Annotated in this window: 17 protein-coding genes; 9 read left to right on the plus strand and 8 right to left on the minus strand. The window is 52.9% G+C overall.

Annotation, left to right across the window (positions count from 1 at the left end):
* The first annotated feature begins 12 nt into the window (after positions 1-12).
* From AC2IAX_RS17855 to AC2IAX_RS17865, 3 genes are all read left to right on the plus strand, one after another.
* The gene (locus AC2IAX_RS17855) at positions 13-783 is read left to right on the plus strand and encodes a type IV pilus modification PilV family protein (protein ID WP_494388645.1); all 771 of its coding nucleotides are present in this window, start codon (positions 13-15) and stop codon (positions 781-783) included.
* Entirely contained in the window at positions 780-1,943 is a 1,164-nt protein-coding gene (locus AC2IAX_RS17860; protein WP_494388646.1) for a PilW family protein, read from the plus strand. Before AC2IAX_RS17855 ends, AC2IAX_RS17860 begins: the two co-directional genes overlap by 4 nt.
* A gap of 427 nt (positions 1,944-2,370) precedes the next feature.
* Positions 2,371-3,891, plus strand: a complete 1,521-nt coding sequence (locus AC2IAX_RS17865; protein ID WP_494388647.1) for a DEAD/DEAH box helicase — start codon at positions 2,371-2,373, stop codon at positions 3,889-3,891.
* Between the two features lie 210 nt (positions 3,892-4,101).
* Here AC2IAX_RS17865 and cobD read toward each other — a convergent pair whose 3' ends face one another.
* From cobD to AC2IAX_RS17895, 6 genes are all read right to left on the minus strand, one after another.
* Complete coding sequence (gene cobD, locus AC2IAX_RS17870) at positions 4,102-5,178, minus strand: threonine-phosphate decarboxylase CobD (protein WP_494388648.1); 1,077 nt, start codon at positions 5,176-5,178, stop codon at positions 4,102-4,104.
* On the minus strand, positions 5,175-6,191 hold the full coding sequence (gene cbiB, locus AC2IAX_RS17875) for an adenosylcobinamide-phosphate synthase CbiB (RefSeq protein ID WP_494388649.1): 1,017 nt from the start codon (positions 6,189-6,191) through the stop codon (positions 5,175-5,177). Before cbiB ends, cobD begins: the two co-directional genes overlap by 4 nt.
* 158 nt (positions 6,192-6,349) lie before the next feature.
* Positions 6,350-6,787, minus strand: coding sequence for a hypothetical protein (locus AC2IAX_RS17880; RefSeq protein WP_494388650.1), 438 nt, complete (start codon positions 6,785-6,787; stop codon positions 6,350-6,352).
* Positions 6,788-6,792: 5 nt separating this feature from the next.
* Complete coding sequence (locus AC2IAX_RS17885) at positions 6,793-8,085, minus strand: AAA family ATPase (protein WP_494388651.1); 1,293 nt, start codon at positions 8,083-8,085, stop codon at positions 6,793-6,795.
* Between the two features lie 116 nt (positions 8,086-8,201).
* Positions 8,202-9,539 carry a TldD/PmbA family protein gene (locus AC2IAX_RS17890; RefSeq protein WP_494388652.1) on the minus strand — a complete coding sequence of 446 codons (1,338 nt, stop codon included), beginning with the start codon at positions 9,537-9,539 and terminating at the stop codon, positions 8,202-8,204.
* A gap of 3 nt (positions 9,540-9,542) precedes the next feature.
* Positions 9,543-11,012 (minus strand): TldD/PmbA family protein, encoded by a 1,470-nt coding sequence (locus AC2IAX_RS17895; protein ID WP_494388653.1) that lies wholly within the window; start codon positions 11,010-11,012, stop codon positions 9,543-9,545.
* A gap of 468 nt (positions 11,013-11,480) precedes the next feature.
* Between AC2IAX_RS17895 and AC2IAX_RS17900 the strand changes: the two genes are divergently transcribed.
* Together AC2IAX_RS17900 and AC2IAX_RS17905 are read left to right on the plus strand one after the other, a co-directional pair.
* Positions 11,481-11,978, plus strand: a complete 498-nt coding sequence (locus AC2IAX_RS17900) for a DUF427 domain-containing protein (RefSeq protein ID WP_494388654.1) — start codon at positions 11,481-11,483, stop codon at positions 11,976-11,978.
* Positions 11,979-13,435: 1,457 nt separating this feature from the next.
* The gene (locus AC2IAX_RS17905) at positions 13,436-15,484 is read left to right on the plus strand and encodes a hypothetical protein (protein ID WP_494388655.1); all 2,049 of its coding nucleotides are present in this window, start codon (positions 13,436-13,438) and stop codon (positions 15,482-15,484) included.
* On the opposite strand, the gene AC2IAX_RS17910 is transcribed toward AC2IAX_RS17905, so the two are convergent.
* Positions 15,481-15,849 carry an EamA family transporter gene (locus tag AC2IAX_RS17910; protein ID WP_494388656.1) on the minus strand — a complete coding sequence of 123 codons (369 nt, stop codon included), beginning with the start codon at positions 15,847-15,849 and terminating at the stop codon, positions 15,481-15,483. The genes AC2IAX_RS17905 and AC2IAX_RS17910 overlap by 4 nt on opposite strands.
* 206 nt (positions 15,850-16,055) lie before the next feature.
* On the opposite strand from AC2IAX_RS17910, the gene AC2IAX_RS17915 reads away from it, so the two are divergent.
* The 4 genes from AC2IAX_RS17915 to AC2IAX_RS17930 all read left to right on the plus strand — a co-directional run bounded on the left by AC2IAX_RS17915 (position 16,056) and on the right by AC2IAX_RS17930 (position 20,475).
* The gene (locus tag AC2IAX_RS17915; protein ID WP_494390436.1) at positions 16,056-17,939 is read left to right on the plus strand and encodes a transglycosylase domain-containing protein; all 1,884 of its coding nucleotides are present in this window, start codon (positions 16,056-16,058) and stop codon (positions 17,937-17,939) included.
* Positions 17,940-18,158: 219 nt separating this feature from the next.
* Positions 18,159-18,782, plus strand: a complete 624-nt coding sequence (locus tag AC2IAX_RS17920; protein ID WP_494388657.1) for a hypothetical protein — start codon at positions 18,159-18,161, stop codon at positions 18,780-18,782.
* Positions 18,783-19,116: 334 nt separating this feature from the next.
* On the plus strand, positions 19,117-19,497 hold the full coding sequence (locus AC2IAX_RS17925; protein ID WP_494388658.1) for a hypothetical protein: 381 nt from the start codon (positions 19,117-19,119) through the stop codon (positions 19,495-19,497).
* Between the two features lie 408 nt (positions 19,498-19,905).
* A complete protein-coding gene (locus tag AC2IAX_RS17930; RefSeq protein ID WP_494388659.1) occupies positions 19,906-20,475 on the plus strand; it encodes a hypothetical protein in 570 nt (189 codons plus the stop codon).
* 872 nt (positions 20,476-21,347) lie between these two features.
* Here AC2IAX_RS17930 and AC2IAX_RS17935 read toward each other — a convergent pair.
* Positions 21,348-21,506 (minus strand): hypothetical protein, encoded by a 159-nt coding sequence (locus AC2IAX_RS17935; RefSeq protein WP_494388660.1) that lies wholly within the window; start codon positions 21,504-21,506, stop codon positions 21,348-21,350.
* Positions 21,507-21,673 lie beyond the last annotated feature (167 nt).

The raw sequence follows: 21,673 nt of genomic DNA on the forward strand, positions 1-21,673 counted from the left end.
GGCTTCCCCATCATGTCTAACGCCGCGTTCAATTACTGGGTTCGCCGCTGGCGCAGGCAGTCCCAAATCTCAGGCCCAGAATCTGGGCTGACGTTGCTGGAATGCATCGTGGCCTTGGTGATGATGTCTGTGGTGGCGGTGGCGATCACGCCTCCCCTATTTCTGGCAACAGCCTCGCGAGTCCAGAGCAATCGGGCAGAACAAGCCATTCAAGTGGCCCAGGGTGAAGTGGACAAAGTGCGCGTCACCATGGAGCGGGGAGATTTTAGTAATAATTTGTCTCTGCTGCCCCAGGAAAGTAGTAACGGAGCCAGTGATTTTGAAAAAACGCCTGCCCCTTCGGGGGCTCCCGATTTAAAAAATCTGGAATCTACTCGAAATAGTTGTGATAAAGGCGTGCCGTTCGTGGGCGCTTTGGAGTTGCGGCCCGTGGATGTGGATGGTGATTGTTTGCCAGATTTTGCCGTTCAAACCTTTCGGAGTGCTGCCTCCGATAAAACCGCGATTGAAGGTGCGGCTGGCTTAATTCCTGTGGCTTTTCGGCTTGGAGTGCGGGTTTGGGCTTATCAACCCATCCGGAGTGGAACTCAGCCCCTGGACATTAAAGCGGCTTCTTTGCAATTAACCAGTGGCACGGGTGAACAGGGAATCAAACCCTTGGCAGTGCTCTACACACAACTGGCCGTTTCGGACACCAAAGGTGCTTACGAAAAAATGTGTTATCTCCTCAACGGGGGGGCTGAAGACTGTAAGACGAAAACGAGTGGTGGAGAAACCCCATGATTACCCTTCAACGAGTCCTCAAACGAGTTAAGCGTCGTTACCAAGCGTTTCAGCTAACTCATGGCCTTGCATTTTTAAGTAAACGCAAAGGCGCAATCCACAACCGTCAGCTTGATTCAACCCAAACATCTGGGTTTACGCTGATCGAATTGTTGATTTCAGCGCTGATTGCAGGGCTGATCATTTCAGGCTTGTTAGGGATTGTGGTGGAACTGGTTTCGACCAATCGTCGAGAATTAGCGCGATCGGAAACCATGCGTGATATGGGAATTGCTGCGGAGTTCATGAGCAATGAACTGCGGGAAGCGATTTATGTCTATACCGGTAAGTGCCTATGGGAAGGGCAATCTTCTCCCGGAGAAACTGACTATTGTCCAGGTCTATTCGGTGGTGATGGAGGCTTGGAACCGCCTAAAGATAGCCTTCCACTCATTGCCTTTTGGAAGCTCGATCCGCTACCTCCTGGTTGTAACTCGAGTGAGTGCAGGACATATCAACTGTCGGGTAGAACGTACACTTTGGTTGTCTACTTTCTAGATAAGGATAATGAGAAAAAGCTATGGGATGGTCGTGCTCGAATTTCGCGACGTGTTCTCAAGCGATTTAACGACGCGGCAGAATTTAATAACACTTTCAATGATCCCCTAGATGCGAGCTTAGGCTTGACTTTGCAGACTTGGCCAAAAACGGCTGAAGGTAACACGCCCCCGGGTTCGTCTAACCCGAAGTTTGATCCACTACAGGTGCTGGTGGACTTCGTGGACGATACTCAGGATCGAAGCCTAAGCGCCGAGCGGGAATGTCCTGCCCAGTATGAAGTTACGCCTAGTCTTGAGTCATTAACGGGGGATTTTGAAGGGGTTCGCAGTGTCTATGCCTGTGTGCTGGACGAAACTGGGGCAGTGAGTTTGCAACAGCTACAGAAAAACGAGGGCAACCAGAACCAGAAGGTGATTTTGGCAGTTCGCGGTAACCCAGAAGGGCGCTATGGCTTGGATCGGCGGAGCTGCTCTCAGGATGATCCGGCGGCCGGGGAAAAGAATTTGAGTACGGAACTGGGTAAGGAAACTCAACAGACGACTTGCCGGCTGGCGGCCGTCAAAACTGAAGTTTTGAACCGAGGCACGGTGAACAAGGTTCCGTCGAAGCTGCTGCAATAGCCAGTGGGCTGCCTGTTGGGTATCTGTGAAGGCTGCCTAGCTGAGAGGGTAAACGTTTTGAAACCCCGACGCATGAAGGAATTGAGGCGATCGCGCGGTTTCCTGACATGGCGTGATCCCAGAAAAATCTAGGGCATTTGCGATCGTATTGCCATTTTTTAAGTTATTTTAAGTAAAGAACGAGTTAACACTCGTCTGACTGTTTAAAGCGCCCAATTTTGCCTAATCTGCCCCGCTTGCTCGGGGGGCGATCGTGCGGTTAGGGTCAACGCGTCATCCCATCAGAAAGGACGTATTGACTCTGCGGCAACACAGACGACCGCTATTCAAATAAGATTCCCAGCCGTGCAATCTAGATCGTGCTGCGGGTTTTCGGGGCTAACTGCGAGATTGGGTTTTGGTTGTTCATCCGTTACGAAGCGTACTCATGACCCTTTCCTTCCAAAGCCTCGGCCTCTCGGAAACCCGTGCTGCTCATCTGGAAACCCTTGGCTTTACTGAACCCACCCCCATCCAAGCACGCGCGATTCCCGCCTTGCTCGAAGGAAAAGATGTGGTTGGCTTGGCTCAAACTGGAACTGGCAAGACGGCGGCCTTTGGGCTGCCCATGCTGGAGCAGATTGATGATGCCAATCGCACTGTTCAAACATTGATTCTGGCCCCGACTCGTGAGCTGGCGTTACAGGTTTCCCAGGCGATCGAGAAGTTTGTGGGCCCCGGTTCTCGTTTGCGAACCGTGACGGTCTACGGTGGCCAATCGATCGATCGGCAAATTAGCCAACTGCAACGGGGCGCACAAATTGCGATCGGCACGCCCGGTCGGGTAATGGACTTGATGGATCGTGGTGCTTTGCGCCTCGACCAGGTGCGTTACTTTGTGTTGGATGAAGCCGATGAAATGCTGAATATGGGCTTCATTCAGGACATTGAAAAGATTTGTAGCTCGCTGCCCGCCGCGCGCCAAACGGCCTTCTTCTCCGCAACGATGAGTCCGACGATTCGTCGTCTGGTGGCGAACTTCCTGAAGGATCCGGTGTTCGTGACGGTGGAGCAGCCCCAAGCGACTCCCACCCGCATTGAACAGGTGCTGTATACGGTTCCTCGTGGTTGCAACAAGATTCGGGCCCTGTTGCCGATCCTGGAGCTAGAAGATCCTGAATCAGCAATGATCTTTGTGCGCACCAAGCAGGGGGCTGCGGAACTGACCGTGCAACTGCAAGCGGCTGGTTACAGTGCCGATGAATATCACGGGAACCTGAACCAAGCCCAACGCGAACGCCTGATCACGCGCTTCCGTCGGGGACAGTTGAAGCTGATTGTGGCGACTGACATTGCTGCTCGGGGCTTGGATGTGGATCGGGTGACCCACGTATTCAACTTCGATCTGCCCGACAACCTGGAAAACTACGTCCACCGGATTGGTCGGACGGGTCGTGCAGGTCGGACGGGTCGTGCGATTACCTTGTCCTACAGCCTGGAGCGTTATCGGATTCGGCAGATTGAGCGGCACACGCGCCAATCGATGCAGCCGGTAGATTTGCCGACCCGTGCCGAGATTGAAGCTCGCCGGATCGATCGCCTCAAGAACCGGGTTAAGGAAGCACTGACCAGCGATCGGGTGGCTTCGTTCCTGCCGATCGTGTCGCAACTGGGTGAGGAGTACGATCCTCGGGCAGTGGCGGCGGCCGCGCTGCAAATGTTCTACGACATGGAACGGCCCGCTTGGCAAGTTGAAGGGGTCTTTGGTGACGATAACTTTGAAACTGAGCGTCCCGAACGGGGCGATCGCGGTGGCCGAGGCGATCGCGGTGGCCGTAACTACGGCGGTGGCTCCCGTCGCCGGGGTGCTGGTGGGGGTGGCGATCGCCGTCCGAACCCCAATCGTCCCCGCCCCGATGCGCCGGTGAAGATGAACGATCGCAACCGTTTCGCTCCCGTCGGCGAATAAAAGCTCAGAGTCTGTCTCTTGGTTAATGACAGACTCGAAAGTTCCAAAAAAACTCAAAAATTCCAAAGGGTCTCAAGCACATGATTAAACGCTTGAGACCCTTTTTTGTAGTCTTTACTTTTGGGGACTTTGGATAGTGCCTGTGAGGTGATGATTTTTGGTAACTGATCGCTTACGCCACAAGACTTTCACCGGCTCATCATTACTGAATTACGGCACTACCAAACTTTGTCGCAGCGATTGCAGCAACCGCTGATGATCGACGGTGGTTCTGATCGCGACCCGAAAGAAGCGATCGCCCAATTCTGGGAAGCTGGAACAGTCTCGAATCAAGATCCGATCGCGCCGTAGCACTTGCTGCTGGAGTTGATTGCTGGGTAGGGCGGTTTTGACCAACAGATAATTGGCGGCGCTGGGATAGGGGGTGAGGCCCGGTTGGGCTTGTAGACCCAAAAACAGTTCCGATCGGGCCGATGCCAGCCAAGTCCAGGTTTTTTCGGCAAAGGGGCGATCGGCAAGGGCTGCCAAGGCGGCAACCACGGCTAAACCGTTGACAGACCAGGGATCTCGCCATTGTTGCCAGCGTGTTAACCGATCGGGCTGGGCAATCGCATAACCTAGCCGTAGTCCCGGAATGGCGTAGAACTTGGTGAGCGATCGAATCACGATCAGGTTTGGATAGTCCTGAACCCATTTGACGACGGTGGGTTGCTCGATCGGGCGCAAAAAATCCATGAACGCCTCATCCACCACCACCAGCCCAAAGCGATCGCACAGGGGCCGCAAAAGATCGTAGTTCCACAGTTGACCGGTGGGATTGTGAGGATTGTTCAGCACCAAGCCATAGGCGGCGCAATCGCGATTCAGCCAGTCGCCCCAATCCCAAACCCAAGGCTCCACGGGGGCGATCGGCACAATTCTGGCCCCAAACGCCCTTAAGGCTCGGCCATAGTCCGCAAAGGCCGGCACGGGCAGCACGGTTGCGGCCAACTGACTCAAATCCCGAGCGGCCCAAGTCAAGAGTTCCGCCGCCCCGTTGCCTGGCAAAATCCAATCTGGGTCGAGGTTGTGGTGCTGAGCGAGAGCCTGGCGCAATTCGCCGTAGTTTGGATCCGGGTAAACGGCGAGGGAAGGCAAGGCGGCAGTGAGGGCGGCCAAAATGCTGGGTGGCAAGCCCTCAGGATGGATACTGGCGGAGAAGTCCAGAATTTCAGAGGGCGCACAATGGGCGATCGCGGCGGCCCAAGCCAGGTTGCCCCCATGGATCGGGTGGGAAACAGTGGTCATGGCAAAAATCCTAGCGCCAATAGCCCGATCGCCCCGCATAACCACCCCAAAAAGACCACCCGGGTCAAACCCAAAGCCGATCGCACGGTCTCCGGTTCGATCGGTTGCTGGGGATCTCCCAACAGAGGCTTGTGTTTCACTTGACCGCGATAGCGATTTTCGCCCCCCAGTTGCACCCCCAAGACCATCGCATAGGCGCACTCGCTCCACCCGGAATTGGGACTGGGATCCAGCGCTCCATCCCGCCGACAGCGACCCCAAACTTGCAAGGGCTTTCCTGAAAGCAGGGCGATCGATCCCACGGTTAATCGACAGGGTAGCCAAGTGAGGTGATCTTCCAGGCGAGCGCTGAACCAACCCAAGTTCCGATGGGGTAGATCTTTATAGCCCACCATCGAATCGAGAGTGCTGGCGGCCTTGTAACCCAAGGCCACCGCTGCGATCGCCCCGGGGCCCCACCCGAAAATTACCGTTGCCCCCGCGCCCACCAAGGCCCAAAACAGCGGCCCCAAAACACCATCCACGGCATTTTCCGCCACCGTTTCCAGCACGGCTCGCAAAATTTCTGGGCGATCAAGATGCTCTGTTTCCCGGCCCACGTAGCGACTGAGCCGCGATCGCGCTTCCGGCAAATCCTCGCGGGCCAACGGTTCCAACACATCTGCCGCCGCATCCCGCAAGCTGCGACCCGCAAAGCAAGCTGCCACCATCACCGCCTCGACTCCTAAACCCAAAAGGGGATGTAGCTTGGCGGCTAACGACCCGATCGCCCCAGCCAGGGCCCCTGTCCCCCCGATCGTGGACAATGCCAGACCCACCCCTAACCAGCGCTGAACCCGATCGGGAGCGGCCAAAGACCAAACCCAACGACGGTAGCGATCGATCCATGCCCCGATGATCTGCACCGGATGCACCCAACTCCAAGGGTCACCCACCAGCCAATCAATCACTGCTGCCAGTCCCAACACCAGGATCGATCGGGTTGGCTCTCCCATTCCAATCAATCCGTTCATTCCTAAATTTAGATAAAAATTATTAGTAATCCAGCTTAAACCAACTCACTCACCCATTTTTCTGATATTTAAACAGCATCAAGAAAAACTTTAATCAAGTCAAATGATTTCAAGAATTACAACACAAAGAAATTGCTTTTTTATTTTGTCACCAATTACTATTCAACAGTATATTGAATTTCTCCTGTCTGAATGAATAGTCTGGCTCTATATTTGTCTTTGAATAGACGCTTGTACTTTTGGATATCTGTTGAACTAAGAGGACATCGACTACAAGCAATCATACAAATGAGGTCTGAATTTCTCGACGATCTACAAATTCCCGAAATATATCCTATTGTGGATTCAATTTGCTTGACCGCATGTTTAACATCGTTTCCCTTAAATTCAACATAGATCAGCTTGTTATTGGGCAAAGTCACTAGTTGATCGCAGCGAATACCTTCCCTGATGACACACCCATCAATATCAATAACCTTAATTAGAAGCTGCCTGGGGTTCTTTAAGGTTAGCTTTGCTTTGCTGTTTTTGGATTTGGGGTCACTCAGAGAAATGGTTTTCCCTTCATATTCTCGAGTGCATTTTGGAAAATCCATGATCTCTACTCAATATCCAGTAGTTGATCAAACTGAATGGCTAGCTCCTCAGAAATTGAGTCAATAATTTGAGCATCAATCAACTGAGTTTCTGGATCGATGATGTTGCGAGCCTTGCCATCAACGACATGATAGGCAGCAACATCATCAGGATCAAGAATCTGAGAGGCTGGTATAACTTTAAGAACTTGATCATGATGACCATTCTTGCTCAAAATTCCCGCCTGAATCAAGTTGTTAAATGAAGTCAAAATGTAAGGACTATGAGTTGTCAGAAAGAACATAAATCGAGTGAGCTTATCATTGTAAATAGTAGCGATTAGATTCACAATGTCTCGCTGAGCACTTGGAAACAGATGTGCTTCTGGCTCTTCGATATAAGTTGAAGTACCAATCCTATCAGAGTTAAAAGTTGAAAACGTTAAGTTCTCTAAGATTAGAATTAGGGGCAAAATCTCTTGCTGTCCCGAAGAAGAATATGACAGACTGACCTGCCTGCCATCGGAAGACCGGATACAGTCTTTACCTTGATAGCGTGTATATTCACCAACCAAGAGCTTAGACTTTAGGTGACTGAAATCTGAAAATAAAGAGTCAGCACCTCTGTTGTAGATTAATTGGTAAGCATGACTATTAACGAAGTTTCGTGCCTGCTCATAGTATCTCCCAAACTTGATTAGTAATGGGTCAATAGGAAAGTCTCTAGATAAAAAACCAAAAATATTGTCGTCATAAATTGCAAATAATGATCGACCTGCAGGGATAAATAATTGATCAAATGCTGCTTCTGCATTTAGCTGTTCAGAAATCCTTTTTAAAAATTCATTTTCAGTTTGAAAGTAAATTTCAGAATTAATAATTGAAGCACGAGAAATCAGAGGAAATAAGGTGGATTCCTTACTTTTTTTGATCATTAATCTAGTTTGCAATAGAATCTTCTTATAAAGATCAGAGTAGCTGAGATCTAGATCGGTAACACTTTGCTTCTTTGTTGATTTTCGACTGATTTCAATATATTCATTATTTAAAACATACTGAATTGAAAATTTTGATTCTCCCCAAGATGCAGATGGAAAGTATTGCTCGAATAAGTTTTTAAATCTTTTGTCCAATGCTGTTTTAGATTCTAGCTTTGCACCAGATACAAAAATTTCTTTAACAAAACTCCTGAAGTAGAAAAATAGTTTTGCAATAACGCTCTTTCCGCTAGCTTGTGGGCCAATCAAAAGATTGATTTTTTTTGGAATGATTTCAACGTTTTGTAGACCTGCAAAATTTTTAGCGATCAATTTTTCCATGAGTAACTTAGGATTTCTGAAAATTGGCAATTGGCTGAGTAATCTGCTCTGGCTGACTCCTAGTGATCATATGGGGCTAGGCATACGATTTCGCGCCTAGCCCCAGTTGCCCGATTTTAGTCGCCCGTAATCGACAGTTCCGCCACCCAAATCCGGGGGCAAGTGCCGCCGGGAAGCACCTCAGCTTCGGGTTCCACGCAGACGATCGACTTCAGTAGGTCGCGAATGTCGCCCGCGATCGTGGCGGAGTCGATGCTGACCCGATCGCCCCGTTTCACCAGCCAGCCATCAAAGGGCAGCGAGAACGATCCTTCCAGGGAATTCACCCCCGCGTGCAGGGCGCTCACGTCATCAACCAAGATCACCTGCTCGGCATCGGCCAAGCGCAGATCGCCCGGTTGATTCGAGAACACGTGCCAGTAGCCGGGGCTGACCGTCACTTTGGCACCCATGTTGGCGTGGCCCGTGGGTTGTGCGCCCAGGCGTTTGGCGGTTCCGGCGCTGTGCAGGAAGTTGCTGAGTTGCCCATCGGTGATCAACGGGATGCGGCGGGTGGGCGTGCCTTCGCCATCGAACCAGCTTGCGCCAATGTTGCCGGGGTGGTGTTCGTCGTCCGCCAGCGACAGGATCGATGCGGCCAGGGTTTGCCCCAGTGAATCCGGCGTGGAGAGGCTTTGCTTATCCAAAATGCTTTGGGCGTTGAACAGGTTGGAAAAGGCTCCCAGCAAGCTCAGGAACGCTTCCGGCGAAAAGACCACCGGATATTTTCCCGACTGAATTTTGTCGTAGTTCAGGTGGCTGAGGGTTTTGTCGGTGGTCTCTTGCAGGCAGCCTTCCAGGTCGAGGCTGTCGAAGCTGCGGGCCATGCGGAATGCGCCGCCGCTGCGGGGTTTGCGCCCTTCCTGTTCGGTTTTGGCGTAGAGATACATGGAGGCGATCGAGCGGGCCTCGTGCCGCAGAGCGCCTTCGCTATTCAGATAGAACCGCTCCGTGTCGCTTTGGGACAGGCCGTTGTAGGGCACGGAGGTGATCGCCGGGTGGGACTCCAGCAGCCGTTTTTCAGCGCCGGCCAGGGCCGTGATTAGGGTGTTGATCGGGGCGGGCGGGGCCATGTCGCTGGTGTTGCCATCGATCGGCTGGGTGGCTTCGGGGCTGAAGTCCGGCACGTTGTCCGTGGCTCCGAAGGCGCTGGCCTCGCTGGCGGTGCGTAGGGCCAGTTCCAGCCCGGCCCGATCGATGTCGGTGGTGGAGGTGATGCCCACGCGCCCGTCTTGGTTCCAAACCCGCACGGTCACGCCCGATCGCTGGGAGGCCTTCACCTGTTCCGGTTCGCCGTCGCGCACTTTCACGCTGGTTTCATCGACCGATGACCCATATAAATCAAATTGTTTGATGCCCAAATTGGTTGCCAAATCGCGGGCATCCGTTGCCAATTGTTCGATCGAAATTGCCACGACTTAGCGACCTCCCACGGTAATTGCATCCACTTTGATGTGGGGTTGACCCACGGTGACATAAACACTGCCACTGACCGAACCACAGAACCCCGGCGACAGGGCCAAATCATTAGAAGACATGGAGATTTTCTGCATGATTTCCACGGCTTCCCCGATCAAGGTTGCGCCCTTCAAGGGTTTGGTGAGCTGGCCATTTTCGATCAGGTAGGCTTCATCCACACCGAAGTTAAATTGACCGGTGGGGCCGACACTGCCGCCGCCCATTCGCTTGCAATAAATGCCGCGATCGATCGAGCCAAACAGATCCTCGATCGAGAATTGGCCCGGTGCAATGTAGGTATTCCGCATCCGGGAGGCGGCGGCGAAGGTGTAGCCCTGACGGCGGCCGCTGCCGGTGCGGGGATGGCCGGTTTTCACAAAGCCCGCGCGATCGGAAATGAAGTTTTTCAAAATGCCATTTTCAATCAGCAAGGTGCGCTGAACGGGCATTCCTTCATCGTCCATATCCAAGGTTCCGAAGGCGTTGTCGCTCAGGCCTTCGTCCCAAGCGGTCAAATTTTCATGGGCGATTTTTTCGCCTTTTTTATCCCAAAAGGGTGTGGTTTTGCGCTCCACTTGGGTGGTTTCCAGCAGGTGGCCGCAGGCTTCGTGGAAAATCACGCCGCCGAACGCATTGGCCATCACTACGGGATAGTTGCCCGATTCCACATAGTCGGCATAGAGCATTTTGCCCGCCGATTCGGCAATGCCACTGGTAAAGGTTTCGTAGTCCCAATCCCGCAGGAATTGGGGATTGCTGGCATCGCCGGCCCGCTGACCAATGGACGATCGATTGGCCCCATCGGCACAGAGCAAGCTGGATCCCACCGATTGGGTTAGGCGGATGTCGTGGGCAAACACCCCATCACTGGCGGCCACCAACACTTCTTGCCAGTCGCGAAAATAGCTCGATCGCCGCGATTGCACATGGCTGCCCTGCTTGGCCAACGCGCTATTGGCCGCCAGCAGCACCTCGCCCATTTCTTTCATGGAGCTGCATTGACCCAACCAAGCATCCTTGCCCTTGGTGGCCACGTAGTCCCGCAACGGTTCCAGGTTCACTTCGGGAATGTAGGCATTGGGGCCGGGCAGGCTCAACCCCAGGATCGCCAGGGCTTTTTCCAGAGCCGATCGCAACCCGGCAAAGGTTAGATCATTGGTGCTGACGTAGCAATCGGCCTGGCCGCGAAACACCCGCACCCCTGCGCCGGTCGCCAGTCGGGGGGCAATGCTGGTGATCGCATCCTCTTCGGCTAGGCAGTTGATGTAGTTGCTGCGCTCCAGGAAAAATTCCACAAAATCGGCTCCGGCGGCGCGCCCCCAACCCAGCAAGGTCGAAAGGGGCGATCGCCAGCTCTCATCGAAGCGATCGACCGTGGGCAGGTAACGCAACTCGGGCACGTCCCGAGACAGCAGCAAAGTTGGAGCCATGTAATGATTCCTCAAACGGTGCGAAGGGCAGCAAACAGATTAGGGGTTGCTCAAGGGGGCTAGGGTCTGTCGTCACTTTTCGAGGTGAGGCTGAAATCGTTGATTTTTCGTGCCCCGATGGTTGTAACAAGGGGCTTAAGCCCCTTGCTTCCCGCGATCTGACAAGGGGCTTAAGCCCCTTGCCTCCCAAGATTTAACAAGGAGCCTAAGCCCCTTGCCCCCATGATCCGCTAACGGCAGATCTGAGGCTTCGGGCGAAACGACGACAGCCCCTAACTCCAGGAAACCGCTGACAATCTTTTGCTGGGGCTTGGGTTTTAAGAAACGTTAAGCCCCGGTTCTCAGTCTAGCAAAGCGATGCCGTAGCAGTGTTTGGGCTGGGGGTGGTTGCACTCAGGCCATTCCCAGTGACTTTCAAAGGATTCAGCGGCAAAATTCAACAAAACGGTTCAACAGGGGGTTTGAGTTATGGCACATCCCGATCGCATGGTTCCCGGCCCCGGCCAAGAATCCGTGTGGGACTATCCCCGGCCAGCTCGCTGGGAAGACTCGGGTAAGCACATTCGAGTGGAATTTAATGGTGTGGTGATTGCCGAAACCGATCGCGCAAAACGGGTTGTGGAAACCAGCCATCCACCGTCCTATTACATTCCGCCTGAGGATTTGCGGCAGGAGTATTTTGAATTGATTGCCCGATCGACCTTTTGCGAGTGGAAAGGGGTCGCCCGTTACTACAGCATCCAAGTGGGCGATCGCCGGGCCGAGGCCGCCGCTTGGTTCTATCCCGCGCCGACTCCCGCCTTTGCCGAAATCCAAAACTACGTGGGCATCTATCCCAGTCATGTAGATGCCTGCTATGTGGATGGCGAGCAGGTGCAGGCCCAGCCCGGTGATTTCTATGGCGGCTGGATCACGTCCGATATTGTGGGGCCGTTCAAGGGATCGCCCGGCACTTGGGGATGGTGAGGATGCCAGAGCGGGTGGGCAGATCATCCCGTTTATCCCGTTCGTGGGGCGTGAAATTCGTAACGATTTTTGAAGTGCTTTTTAATACAGGCATTGCTCGCCAAGAAATGAGTAATGAATGCTGAATCACGCAGCTCAAAGCCTGAAAAGGTTGACCGGTAATGATTTTTGTGTCTGAGACTGTGCGATCGCCCCCAGAATCTGTACGGAGAAAAGCAGCAGGCTTTGCTGGGGCTTCTCAAAAAAATTGGGTAATCTCCGTAAATTCTCGGAAAAAAGTTGCTATACTCAAACCCAAGGCAAAACACTAACTCAAACTTCTTGCAAGTTCCTTGGGAGGTTGCTGAATGAGAGTTTAGGGTCAATTGCCTCAACGCCGTTGCAATTCCCCAAAAGGGGTGGGCGTTTTGAGTTGAAGTGTGGGGTCATCGTGAGCAATGCCCTTGCAGAATTGCGGTTTAGCCGGCCAGTTCTTGAGTTCAAAATCTTGGGTTTATAAGATCTTGGGTTCATCAGGTTCTGCGCCCTCAACCAGCCTCTGCAAATGAGTCGTTGATCACGATGGTCGCCAAGGCTCTCCCACTCATCAGGTTCGCTCAGGCGACTTTTGCATCTACACAGTCTCCGCCAAAGTTCGGGTTCATTCCCTTCTTCTGCATCTGCCAAGCTGTATCTGCCTGGAGTTGGCCTGCCCGATCGAACTGTGAATGCAGGCCTAACTCCTCCATCAACTGCGATTGATCGTTCAGGCGATCGCGAGTTTTGATTCTGCCTCTCAATCGGGGTGCATCGTGCATCTACCGCATCTCACTTTGTCTGCCATATCGGGAACTGGCCCCGCGATCGACCTCGATCGACCCTTAACTTTTGACCGTCAGGGTGCATAACAGGGCGATCGGGTGCTCCATTCAAGGGGCCTCAGTTCCTATTAGATCATGGCTCAGTCAGCGTTCTGATTGCATTCAAAGCCATTAAGACCCAGGGAATCGGCGTGAAATTTTAGGCACATTCACCCGCTTTTTGGGGATCCGTGGCTTGACCCAGGGAAGCAAATCGCCATCGAGTTTTACTCGGTGGCGTTTTTTTTCGAGTTGCGATCGGCCAAGGGACAAAACTCGCGCTACAGTGACGGGAATTCATGGACTTAGGGAATGTCTAAACGGCTGATCCTAAGCTCGCAATTGCACAAGTAACCAACTCAGACAAGGGACGTAGATCCCTGGCTTTGTTGTGTCTATGGTCTAAAAATTCATATCTGACACTGTTCAAACCTTCTCTAAGAGGATGTCTAAAAAGTGTCTTTTGGCACGGGCAATGCACCAATAGTCGTGGGGGCAAGGGGCTTAAGCCCCTTGTCTTCGTCGATCGATGAGGCGTGCAGAGTATCGATTTTGGCTTTTCAGACATCCTCTAAGAATTAGACAACTCCGAGACTCAATAACCCAGCTCAATAACCAATGTTGACAACCCTAAATTCTTGGTTAATCACTCTCAAAAAACGCCTTCAATTTGTCTCAATTTTGCAAAACTGGGTCAATCAAGCCCACTTCATGGGGATTTCTTCAGTCAACCTCTTGATTTATGGAATGGCTGGCCTACCCGTTGCACTGCTGCTGTATTGGCTAGCTAAATATGTAGTCAACGTTCCTTTTTTTGATAGTTGGATGATCGGAGTTTATTTTCATGCTTGGAAGCATGGGAGTATAACGCTTGAAAGTTTGTTTGCTCAACATAATGAAAGTCGCAAGTTTTTCCCACGGTTAATACTCACTGGGTTGGCAGAATTAACTCACTGGAATGCTGCTTATGAAGTGGGCTTAACGATTACACTTCTCTTACTCATTCTGTTGGGTATTCATCGCCTGCTCAAATTGTCAATTCCTAATAAACCGAGGCTAGTTGCTGTTGCCACTGCTGTAATTGCAACTTTTCTTTGTAGTCCATTGCAGTATGAAAATTTGCTGTGGGGTCTGCAATATATTATGTTTGTGACACCTGCTTGCCTGGTGGGCATGTTATTGCTAATGCGGGGCGATCGACCCCGATGGCAAATTTTTCTGATGATGGTGAGTTTGGCTTGGTTTGCTACCTTCACCTTTGCCAACGGTATGACCTTTTGGTTAATTTCCCTCATTCCGATCGGCTTTAAAATTTGGCAACAACCTAATCGCAAGGCATGGGCTTTTCTGTTGGCTTGGCTGGCCTGCTTTTCTGGGACGTTAATCTTTTATTTTCATGGCTATGTGAAGCCACCCGATTCGCCAAGTTTGTTGTCGGGCTTAGAAGATCCACTCAAGTTAGTGCAATATTTTTTGAGCTTTCTGGGTGCGCCCTTGAGCTTTTCTGATCAGCAATTAGCTCAGATCTTGGGAGGGTTTGCGCTGATTGCTTTTGTGGGGGGTGTGGCTGTTTACGCTTGGAGTGCTTGGCAGCGATTTCAGAAATCAGGCGATCGCTCAAATTTCCACAGCACTTTGATGGCCATGATCCCTTGGCTATCTTTGGGTAGCTATAGCCTTTTAAGTGGAACCATTACGTCATTAGGACGAGTAGGATTTGGAATTGAGCAAGCATTTTCTCCGCGCTATATTACGGTTTCTAATTATTTGTGGGTTGCCATTACTGGGCTGATTGTCACTAGCCTGGGTCAAAGCAGTTTATATACTCTGAAGCCTGCGCAAGGGATTGTTACTGAAGCTGATTCAATAATCACCTCCGAAACGAGTTCCAGAGCTGGTTTCAACAGCCTAAAAGTCAACCAATTTTGGCGCTGGTTCTCTTGGGGCGCTGCGTTTCTATTGGGATTGTGGCTAATTTTGGAATCGAATAGCTACCGCACCGGTTTGGGAGGGATGCAAATCTTGAATCGCCAATTAAGATTGGGCAAGGCTTGTGTCACCTTGTCTCCTGTTGTTTATGATTCATTCGGTTTGCAGCAGGTTCACCCGAATCTGCAATTATTGAGGCAATATTTACGACCGCTAAATGATTTGGGGGTGATTAATCCTCCTTTGATCGAAACACCCAATTTGGCAGCTTTTGGCTCCCGGGATTTGGCGGGCGTGGCTGAAGGACAGTGGGATGGCTGGACTTGGGAATCGAAGGTGGTGTTGAAGGATCGACAGCGCCCCTTGAGTCATCCTGAATTACCCCATTGGGTGGCGAAGGGGTGGGCGATTTTGCGGCGATCGGGGCGATCGGCTGATGTGGTGATTCTGGCGGCGCGGGATCCCAAAACCCAGGTCGATCGCCCGATCGCCCTCGCTTGGGTGACGGAATCGCGGCCAGATGTGGCCCGCAAGTTTGGGGCTGATTTTCGGGTTTCGGGTTGGCAAGCGGCTTTCACGCCGGAGGAATTGCCAGCGGAGCCGACGGAGTTGAGTGCTTGGGCCTTTGACACCAATCAGGCTCGGGCCTATCGCTTGCCCAATCGGTTTTGGTGGCCGGGTCGGGAAGCCGTCGAGACCCCAGGATCCAAGACCCAAAAGGCTTCAGCCGTTCCCTAGGACTGAGAGGCCACCAAAACCACCCCGGCCATAATCAGTCCAACGCCGATGAGTCGGGCGATCGGGAGGGACTCCCCAAAGGCCACCACCCCAATCAGCACTGTGAATACGTAGATCAGGGAAACGGAAGGGGCGGCAATGCTGAGCTTAACCCGGGTCAACAGCAGGATATAGGCGATCGCCCCGAGGCCATAGGCCGTCAGCCCCGCCACTAGTTCCCAAGTGGTGACCATGGACAGTAGGTGACTGATCCAGTTGTCGCCGGTCACTTTGCCCAAGCGCAGGGCCCCTGCTTTCAGCAAAAACTGCCCCACCACGCTGGCCACAATTGACCCCAACAGCAAACCCAATTCCTGAATCGTCACCGATCGCGCTCCTGGCCCGGCAGGGCTGAGATCTTAACTTGAGCCACAAATTCAAATGTTAGGATACGGTGCAATTCCATCGATCGCGATCGGTTAGGAGCCTGCTCTCGCCTGTGTCTTCCAACGTTTCACACAAGCCTTCTCCCCGTCGTCCCCGATCGGGAGTTCGCCCCTTGCCCCGATCCACCTCCGCCACGCCTTCCCCGATCGAGCCTCCCAGCCCGGGTCTGTGGCGTTTGGTCGTTGGAGCGGGGCAAATTACCGGCGGCACTCTGTTGACCGTCACCATGCTGGGCAGCGCCGCCGTGGCCGGAGCCTTGGTGGGCTTGGCTGTTAGCTTCCGCAACCTACCGGATGTGCGGATTCTGCAAACCTACACCCCCAGCGAAACCAGCTATATCTACGACATCAAAGGGCGGGTGCTGGCCAGCTTGCACGACGAAGCCAACCGGGTCGTTGTCCCCCTCAATCAAATCTCGCCCCATCTCAAGCGAGCCGTCATCGCGATCGAAGACAGCAGCTTCTATCAGCACCCTGGCATCAACCCCGGCAGCATCATGCGGGCCCTGGTCACCAATCTGGAGCGCGGGCGCACCTCCGAAGGTGGCTCCACCCTGACCATGCAGTTGGTCAAAAACCTGTTTCTGTCACCCCAGCGCCGAATTAGCCGGAAGGTGGCTGAGGCGGTTTTGTCTCTGCGCTTAGAACAAATCCTGAAAAAGGACGAAATCCTAGAGCTGTATTTGAACCAGGTCTATTGGGGCCACAACAACTACGGCATTGAAACCGCTTCCCGCAGCTACTTTGGCAAATCGGCCTCCGATTTGAACCTGGCCGAGAGCGCCATGCTGGCGGGCCTGATCCAAGCTCCCGAAGATTACAGCCCATTCCTGAACTTCGAGCGAGCGAAGCAACGCCAGGCGATCGTGTTGGGGCGAATGCTGGACTTGGGTTGGATCACGCCCGCCGAGGAGTTGGCCGCCCGCAATCAACCCTTGAATTTGGGCAAAAGTACTTCCTTCCAGTCCAGTAAGCTGCCCTACGTGACCGAGGCGGTGACCCAAGAACTGAAAAAACGCTTCCGGCGCGAAGATCTGTTCAAGGGGGGAATGCGGATTCAAACCACCGTGGACTTTGATTTTCAGACGATGGCTGAGGCCACCGTCAGCGCGGCCCACGCTCGGATGCGATCGCGCGGGTTGCGAGCGGATCAAGTGGCCCTGGTGGCGGTGGATCCGCGTACCCACTTCGTGAAGGCCATGGTGGGCGGCGTGGACTATCGCAAGAGCCAGTTCAACCGGGCCATTCAGGCTATGCGCCAACCGGGATCTGCCTTCAAACCTTTTGTGTATTACGCGGCCTTTGCCACTGGCCGCTACACGCCCAATTCCGCCGTGAATGACACGCCCGTCAGCTACAACGATGGGGGTGTGATGTATCGGCCCAAGAACTACGGGGGCGGTTTCTCAGGTTCAGTCTCGATTCGGCGCGCCTTGGAAATTTCGCTGAATATTCCTGTGGTGCGCCTGGGCCAGGAAGTGGGGCTGAACAAGGTGATTGAAACCTGTCGGCTGTTGGGTTTCCAAAGCCCGCTGGAGCCGGTGCTGTCCTTGCCCTTGGGGTCGGAGGACGTGACCCCGTTGGAAATGGCGGGAGCCTATGCCACGTTTGCCAATAATGGCTGGCATTCGGACACCACGTTTATTGTGCAGGTGACCGACAGCAGCGGAAAGGTGCTGTTGGACAACACGCCCCGGCCGCAACTGGTGCTGGATCCTTGGGCAACGGCAACCCTCACGGATACGCTGCGGGGGGTGATTACCAACGGCACGGCCAAGACGGCCAATATTGGTCGGCCAGCGGCGGGCAAAACGGGCACAACGGATTCAGAGCGGGATATTTGGTTTGTGGGCTATGTGCCACAACTGTCGGTGGCGGTTTGGGCGGGGAATGACAATTACCGCCCGATCGGCTATGGGGCCACGGGGGGCAGCTATGTGGCTCCCATCTGGCGGGAGTTTATGCTGAAGGCGCTGCAAGGCGTGCCGGCGGAAGATTTTCGGAAGCCTTGGGAGTTCCAAAAACCCTAGGATCTCTAGGATTCAGGATCTTGAGGGCGAATCAACGGTCTTTCATCGGGTCTCCCAATCCCTGATTCCGTTTCGGCGAGAGGATGGGCCCAAGGGTCTTTACAGGCCTTGTTGAGGTTTGAGTTTGCTTCTGGTTTGAGTTTGATTTAATTCAGATGCCGCTTGATGCTGCATTGAGACAACCTTGTGGTGGGTATTCGATTTTTGAGGAGTAAAGCGATGGTACGGCGTTTTCTGGGGCGATCGGGCATGGGAGCGATCGGGGCGGTGGCCCTTCTGTATGGCGGTGTTTTGGGTTTAAGTCAGTCCGTGACGGCGGAAACGGCCCCGCCTCGGCCACCGGCCGCTGGCCAATGCCAGTGCGCTTGTCCCTGTGCCGCTGGTCAACAGCCCGCCAGCCCGCCAGCCCGTCCCCAAGCCCCCACACCCGCACCGGCCCGCGCCGTGCCCAACAGCCCCAACACGCGCGCCGAAGCGAACCGGCTGCCCTTGCCAGCTCGTTTTCCATTGCCCGCCTCGCGCTTGGCCCTCAAGGGCGGCAAGGTGACTGTGCGGTTAGTGAATTTCACCAATGCCAAAGTGGCTTTTGAGGTGATTGGCGTAACGGGCGATCGCCTGTTGACTGGTCAGCTAGACTCTCCCGATCGCGCCACCAGCGTTTTGGAGATGTTGCCCACCCCGAGCAATCTGGTGTTGTATCGGGCCGATCGCGGGTTTCTGTTGGCTCGCCCTACCGTGACCCCCCAAGGTGATCTGGAACTGGTGTTAACCGCCACCGACAACATCGATCACGATGTGAATTACGTGAACGTGACCGAGCAGGGCGAAGTGTATTTGTACTAAACGGGCAGCGGCCCATGGGCTTGACCATTGGCCTTGACCGGCGGACTAGACGAACCAAATCACTGAGTTGGTTTAGTCCATCGGCTGGGTCAACTGGCTGAGTCAACCGGCTGAGTCAATTGGCTGGGTCAATGGTTGAGTACATGGGCTTGGCTAACGTTTTTGTTGATGATCTGTTTGATATTTCTTCTGGTTGATTTTTCTGGTTGATATTGCTGTTGATGTTGGTTGCTAGAAGGGGTTGCCGGTCTCTAGCTCGCTGGTGCTGGACTGAGGCAGGCCGATCGATTGCGGACGAATTGCGGGTTTTATGAGCAACGAAAATCGTTTGGTAGTGTCAACGGATAGGATCGCCCAACTGCGAGTTGAGTTAGCAGAATATCCCACTGCTTTGGAGGCCCTGGCAGAAATTGAAGATTGTGAAGGCGATCTTGAAGATGCGGCGATCGCCCTGGCCATTCGGGCCGGCCAACAGCCCGATCGCAGTGATGGCTGGTTGGAAGGCCTGGCCAAGCGATGTCGGGCCCGGCTCTGTGTGCAAGAACCGGTTCGCCAATCCCTAGCCCAAGGGGCGATCGCGGCTACCCTGGGCTATTTGGATGATCAGCCCCCCTGTCCGACCGTGTTGCTGTTGCCCGTGGTTTTGTGGGTCAGCCATCAAGGAGTCGAAACCTTTTGTCGGCCCCTCGATCGACCCAATTTGCCCGAGAGTTAATTGCAAAACATCGAAACAGCGGTTTTGGCCGTTTCGGCCGCCGCTCGTTGTTGGGGCTTTCGGTGGCGGGCGCGGCCAGTTTCGCCTGAAATCCCCATAATCATTAACAAATCATCCAATCAGCATTCAATCGTCCATAAAATCGTTAGAAAATTATTTAATCGTCTGATCGTCCCTGGTTTTGATCATCCACGATCCTGAAGGGCCCGGGATGATCTCTGAGATGATCTCTCAAGGGTCAGAGTCGATCATGGATGATGGAGAGGGTTGCATCGACCAAGGCCAAGGCAAGCTGCGAATTCAGAATTCTGCATCGCCAACACCCCGAACCCCGATCGACTCAACCCGCTCAGTGTTTTCAGGATTTTCAGGCCCTGCATATACCTGCGTTTGCATAAGGAGACGATCGTGGCGACAGACAGCCCCAAGGTGCAATTTGGCCCCCAGCGTTGGTATTCCAGCCTCACCATCAACGGCGAAGAGGTGGGATGGTGCACCAGTGAATTTGCTAACCAGTTGTCTGAGCTGTTCGATCGCGAAAAGAAACTAGAGGCGACCAACACTGTGTTGCGCTTAGCTTTCAAGCGCCTTTGCTCCGATATGGTGGCCAAAATGGGCGGCAACTCCCAACAGGTGGGCCAACTGATGTTGCGGTACTTGGAAACCACCATTCGCCCCACCAGCGGCCCCCGCGCCATTGCCTATCTGCTGCGCGATCGCCAAGCCGCCTTGGGCATGGGGAGCCAGGAGTTTGTGCAATTTTGCGATTCCTATCGTCTTTCGCCCCCTGAGCTGAAGGATATTTACGAAGGGCGACCGATTAATGACGGGCAGCTTAAAAATATTGCCCGAATTGTGGGGCGATCGGCGCAAGAACTGGCCGAAATCCGCGATGCTGGCGGCAGCGGCGACACTGATCGCCTGGCCAAAGACTTGGGACTCAGCCCCGCCGAACTCATTGAGTGGTTGAATCAATAGCCGCAGCAAGAAGCGCCGATCACCAATCACTCATCACCTTGCAGGTCTTCAGAGGCGATCGCCTCTGAATTTTTACGAATTTTCACCAAGATTTGGTATCTTCTTTAATCCCATGTCACGGATTGCTCAAAAAGTTTAACCAATCCCGCTCAGGGCTAATGAACCGGATTTTCTTCGATGATTAGCCCTGATTGGGAATGGGAAACTTCAGCGCAACGGGGGCACGGAACGGGAGCACGGAACGGGAGCACGGAGCGTGGACAACGGTTACGGCTCGGCCCGATGGGGCCGTAGTCGGAAATGGTTTTGGGTTTAATTGAGCAATTTATCAGATATAAGAAAAACCACCCGCCGATCCTGAAAATCCAGCTTTGGTAAAGGCTTCAGGCATTTTGTTCTAAAGCGAGTCAGCGGTTAAGGCACAAGAAATTCACCGGACTAGCAGTGGCTATTATGGTGGATATTAAGATTTTCTTCAGAATTCCCAAGGGATCTGATGAGTCGCCCATATCCGTTCTACGGTACTACTAGAGGGCTATGGTCAATGCGTAAAATCAGTGCTAAAACCGAAGCTCCAAAGCTTGCCCACGAAACCGTAGAAGCAGCCCTAAAGTTGCGATTTTAAGCAGCAATCTTGAGTTGCAATCTTGAGTTGAGATTCGGGGTCAAGATTCTGAGTCGCGATTACAAGTTGTAACTTGAAGCTGCAATTTTGGGTTACGACTCTTGATTGCAACCTTTGGAAGCCTGAGTTTGATGACCGCTGACTGAGTTTGTGCCAATTAGGTTGCATTAACTTAGTTTGCATTCATCATGCTTAGACCATCAAAGATCAGTCAAGATCACTCTGATCATGATGTTTGTTTATTGTTTCATAATTTGATTGTTTGGAAACCAACATCACGATCGGGAGCATCCCCTGCCAGGTCATCTTTTTTGGGTTTTGGTGGTTCTGGCCAACCGTGACCAACCGTGATCAGCTTGTGAACCATGCTGTTAACCGTTGCAATCAACCGCTTGTTATCAATCATTGGCGATTGATGATTTGTAATTCATTAATTTAATGGATTGCAATAATGAATAACTGAAATAAATGACTGAAATGAATCATCGCTATTCAAAGATCACCATTAACCATTCAGTTTCGGTTTGATTGCTTGTTAAGCTTCGCCCTTTAATTTGTGTTTTTGAAGCACTA

The organism is Limnothrix sp. HT2024, from assembly GCF_059138625.1.